Genomic DNA, 618 nt, shown 5'->3' with positions numbered 1-618 from the left:
CGGTGGCGCGCAGGGTGGCTATGGCCAGCCCGGCATTGTCGATCTGGTGCGCGCCGTCCAGTCCGGGCAGGGGCAGGTCCAGCGTGCCGTGGGCGTCGCGATAGGTCAGCCCCGCGCCATCGGGCGTGGGGGTGATGAACCATTCATGCCCGCGCCGCCACAGCGGGGCCGTGTTTTCCCGCGCCGTGCGCTCCAGCACCTCCATGACCTCGACAGGCTGGTGGCCTGTCGTGACGGGTACATGGGGTTTCATGATCCCGGCTTTCTCACCCGCGATGGCCGCGGGCGTGTTCCCCAGGAAAGCCTCATGATCCATCGAGATGGCGGTGATCGCGCAGGCGGCGGGGCGTTGCAGCACGTTGGTGGCGTCATGTCGCCCGCCCAGCCCGACCTCCACAATGGTGAGATCGGCCGGATGGCGCGCGCACAGGACGAATCCCGCCGCCGTCAGGACTTCGAACACCGTGATCGGCGCACCCGCGTTGACCCGCTCTATTTCTTCCAGAACGGCGCTCAGTTCGTCTTCCGTGACCAGTGCCCCCGCGATGCGGAAGCGCTCGGTCACATGGACGAGGTGGGGCGAGGTCAGGACATGCACGCGCCAGCCCGCCGCCTCGG

At 68.6% G+C, this 618-nt stretch carries 1 protein-coding gene; it reads right to left on the bottom strand.

The genetic code is table 11. From position 1 onward, the window contains the following. On the bottom strand, positions 1-618 hold a 618-nt coding region (locus JCM25156_RS19675), incomplete at both ends, for a bifunctional folylpolyglutamate synthase/dihydrofolate synthase (RefSeq protein ID WP_025814502.1).

It is taken from the genome of Komagataeibacter kakiaceti JCM 25156, from assembly GCF_000613305.1.
Note: the sequence above shows the minus strand (reverse complement) of the source record. Positions and strands in the feature narration are given on the sequence as shown.